We start from the raw sequence: 3,704 nt of genomic DNA, 5'->3' as shown, positions 1-3,704 counted from the left end.
CCCATGCCCTCATCCCGCCCGGCCCCCGAGGCCCACGCAGGCGACGACAGGACGACGGAGCTGATCCGCTGGGCGGCCTTCAGCTGTGTCCTCGTCCCGGTGGTCCTCCTCTGGTACGGCACCTCGCTGGCCGGAACCGCCGGCACCGCCGTCGGACTGGCCGCCGTCACCGCCGTCTGCCGGCTACTGCTGCGCCGCTCCGAGCAGTGCGCGGCCCGGCTCCTCGACACGGAAGCCCCGCCCCACGTACCGCACATGCCCCATGGGGGACACCGGCAGCGCCCCGGAACGGGGTCCCACCGTGGCGGTCGTCACCATGACCGAAGTACACCGGTCGGTTGACCGGTTTTCACGCACGCGCACGTATCTTTTCAGCCAACTTCCGGATACCGCGCATCGCTTGCCGCAACCACCCCCCTCACCCCGTTCGACCTGCGTGGAAAGGCCCTCAGAGGGGCTGCGCACCCTACGTGGATTGGCCACTGCGACGAGGCGCACTTCCCCGCACGGCCCACGAGTGCAACGCTTCGTGATCGAATGCTTCACGCCAAGTTGCCATGTCGACAATGTGCCGGGTGACGAACTGGCCACTCCGGCATCTCGCGACACAGTAGATTTCGATCTTGATTGTCTACGGCGGGGGACTCGTGCAGGACCGAGGGGAAACGTGCAGGAGCGACACAACCGAGGAGCCGCGACCACCGAGGGGGGCTTAGCAGGATGAGCCACGACTCCACTGCCGCGCCGGAAGCCGCGGCCCGGAAACTTTCCGGGCGACGCCGCAAGGAGATCGTCGCGGTGCTGCTGTTCAGCGGCGGCCCCATCTTCGAAAGTTCCATTCCGCTGTCGGTGTTCGGGATTGACCGCCAGGACGCCGGCGTGCCTCGCTACCGACTATTGGTATGCGCAGGCGAGGACGGCCCGCTGCGGACCACAGGGGGCCTGGAACTCACCGCGCCACATGGCCTGGAGGCGATATCGAGGGCAGGAACGGTCGTCGTACCGGCCTGGCGCTCGATCACCTCCCCGCCACCGGCGGACGCGCTCGACGCACTGCGCCGAGCGCACGAAGAGGGCGCCCGCATCGTGGGCCTGTGCACCGGCGCGTTCGTGCTGGCCGCCGCAGGTCTGCTGGACGGCCGGCCGGCCACGACACACTGGATGTACGCACCGACACTGGCCAAGCGCTATCCGTCGGTGCACGTCGATCCACGCGAGCTGTTCGTCGACGACGGCGATGTGCTGACGTCGGCCGGGACAGCGGCTGGAATCGATCTCTGTCTGCACATCGTGCGGACGGACCACGGGAACGAGGCGGCCGGTGCGCTCGCCCGCCGGCTCGTGGTCCCGCCGCGCCGGACAGGCGGCCAGGAGCGCTACCTCGACCGGTCTTTACCGGAGGAGATCGGCGCCGACCCCCTCGCGGAGGTCGTCGCCTGGGCGCTGGAGCATCTCCACGAACAGTTCGACGTGGAGACGCTGGCCGCTCGCGCGTACATGAGCCGGCGGACGTTCGACCGTCGCTTCCGGTCACTGACCGGCAGCGCGCCGCTGCAATGGCTGATCACCCAGCGGGTGCTTCAGGCGCAGCGGCTGCTGGAGACGTCGGACTACTCCGTCGACGAGGTCGCCGGCCGGTGCGGATTCCGCTCGCCGGTCGCGCTGCGCGGGCACTTCCGGCGGCAGCTCGGATCTTCACCGGCCGCCTACCGGGCGGCCTACCGGGCGCGACGGCCGCAGAGCGAACGGGTGCCTCTGGCGGAGAGTGAGACGGCTGCCGCCCTCGCGGCGGGGGGAGCGGGCGGGGGATCCACCGGCCTGCACTCCGAAGCCGCGGGAGTGCCGCCACAGATCCGGCGGACCGCGGGAGCGCTTGCCCCCGGCGGTTCGGCGCCCGGGAGTGCGGTGGATGCGTACGCGGGGTCCCGGGGCGGGTTGCCGGGGCAGCGCAGCGGGCTGTGAGGGGCGGGCGGTGAGGGTGGATGTTCTCGCCCCCACCGCCCCTTCCCGCTCTTCCCCCGGGACGTCCGGCGTGACGCGGGGGAACGGATCAGGGCACGTCACCCTTAGGGTGGGCGCATGAACGATCGCATGGTGTGGATCGACTGCGAGATGACCGGCCTCTCGCTGTCCGACGACGCGCTCATCGAGGTTGCCGCCCTCGTCACCGACTCCGAGCTGAACATCCTCGGCGAGGGTGTGGACATCGTCGTACGGCCGCCGGACGCGGCCCTCGTGACGATGCCGGAGGTGGTGCGTCAGATGCACACCTCGTCCGGGCTGCTCGACGAGCTGGCGGGCGGCACGACCCTCGCCGACGCCGAGGAGCGGGTCCTCGCCTACATCCGCGAGCACGTGAAGGAACCCGGCAAGGCCCCGCTGTGCGGGAACTCCGTCGGCACCGACCGCGGCTTCCTGGTGCGGGACATGCCGACGCTGGAGGGCTACCTCCACTACCGGATCGTCGACGTCTCCTCCATCAAGGAACTGGCCCGACGCTGGTACCCGCGGGCCTACTTCAACAGCCCCGAGAAGAACGGCAACCACCGCGCCCTCGCCGACATCCGCGAGTCCATCGCGGAGCTGCGCTACTACCGCGAGGCCGTCTTCGTACCGCAGCCCGGACCGGACTCCGACACCGCGAAGGCGATCGCCGCGAAGCACGTCCTGCCCGCCGGATAAAAGGCGTGCGCGAGCACCCCTTCAGACCCTGTACACTTTTTCTCGGCCGGTAGGGAGACCACAAAGTCGACTGCCGGGCATGGTGGGTGTAGCTCAGCTGGTAGAGCACCTGGTTGTGGTCCAGGATGCCGCGGGTTCAAGTCCCGTCACTCACCCTGAGTAATCAGCCGGTGACCTTCTCAGAAGGTCACCGGCTGATTCGTTTCCCCCAGGAAGTGCGCCGACCATGCAGCCCCAGGCCCAGCCCCTCCTCTCCGAGCGGCTCGATCTCGTCCCCCTCCGCGTTGAGCACGCGCGGGAGATGGCCGCCGTCCTGTCCGACCCGGCCCTGCACACCTTCATCGGCGGCTCCCCCAGCACGCCGGAAGCCCTGCGCGCCCGCTACGAGCGGCTCGTCACCGGCTCCCCCGACCCCGCCCGGACCTGGTGGAACTGGGTACTGGCGCTGCGCGACACGGGCGCTCTCGTGGGCACCGTCCAGGCCACCCTCGCCGAGGGAGGCCGGCTTGCGGAGATCGCCTGGATGGTGGGGACGCCCTGGCAGGGGCGGGGCCTCGCCACGGAAGCCGCCCGGACGCTGGTCGACGGGCTGCGCGAGCAAGGTGTCCGTACGGTCGTCGCCCACATCCACCCCGAGCACCACGCCTCGGCCGCCGTCGCCGCCGCGGCGGGGCTCACGCCGACCGGGGAGGAGCAGGACGGCGAGGTGCGGTGGCGGCTGGTGACCCCGGGAGGTCAGTACACCCAGGGCACGTTTCGAAAGTAGCGTCGTCTGCCCGAAGGGCAGGCCGGGCGGCGCTGGTGCGTGCGATCGCAAGGCGGAGGATCATCCCGATACTGGTTGTATCGGGACGACCCCGACAACGCGGCGGGCGTGCGTGCCAGGCGTCGCCCGGCAGGCGCAACTTTCGAAACACGCCCTAAAAGAGCGTTTTGTCCCGACGGGGGTGCTTCATTGCAGTTCAGGTGGCGGACCGCTTCGGGCCGGCTGAGGCGGTAGACGCTTGTTGTGGCAGATGGGA

Annotated in this window: 4 protein-coding genes and 1 tRNA gene; all 5 read left to right on the top strand. The window is 70.1% G+C overall.

Going from position 1 to position 3,704, the window contains the following annotated elements:
* The first annotated feature begins 3 nt into the window (after positions 1-3).
* The 5 genes from P1P75_RS40535 to P1P75_RS40515 all read left to right on the top strand — a co-directional run bounded on the left by P1P75_RS40535 (position 4) and on the right by P1P75_RS40515 (position 3,448).
* Positions 4-342: a hypothetical protein gene (locus P1P75_RS40535; protein ID WP_319264778.1), complete on the top strand. Its 339-nt coding sequence runs from the start codon at positions 4-6 to the stop codon at positions 340-342.
* 378 nt (positions 343-720) lie between these two features.
* Positions 721-1,962 carry a helix-turn-helix domain-containing protein gene (locus tag P1P75_RS40530; protein WP_319264777.1) on the top strand — a complete coding sequence of 414 codons (1,242 nt, stop codon included), beginning with the start codon at positions 721-723 and terminating at the stop codon, positions 1,960-1,962.
* A 117-nt stretch (positions 1,963-2,079) separates the two neighbouring features.
* Entirely contained in the window at positions 2,080-2,682 is a 603-nt protein-coding gene (gene orn, locus P1P75_RS40525) for an oligoribonuclease (protein ID WP_319264775.1), read from the top strand.
* An 82-nt stretch (positions 2,683-2,764) separates the two neighbouring features.
* Positions 2,765-2,837 (top strand) — tRNA-His (locus P1P75_RS40520).
* A 71-nt stretch (positions 2,838-2,908) separates the two neighbouring features.
* Positions 2,909-3,448 carry a GNAT family N-acetyltransferase gene (locus P1P75_RS40515; RefSeq protein ID WP_319264773.1) on the top strand — a complete coding sequence of 180 codons (540 nt, stop codon included), beginning with the start codon at positions 2,909-2,911 and terminating at the stop codon, positions 3,446-3,448.
* The last annotated feature ends 256 nt before the right edge of the window (positions 3,449-3,704 follow it).

The sequence above is a fragment of the Streptomyces sp. ID05-39B genome (assembly GCF_033794725.1).
GTDB lineage: Bacteria > Actinomycetota > Actinomycetes > Streptomycetales > Streptomycetaceae > Streptomyces > Streptomyces bobili.
The sequence above is the reverse complement of the archived record's forward strand: the minus strand, read 5'-3'. Positions and strand labels throughout refer to the sequence as shown.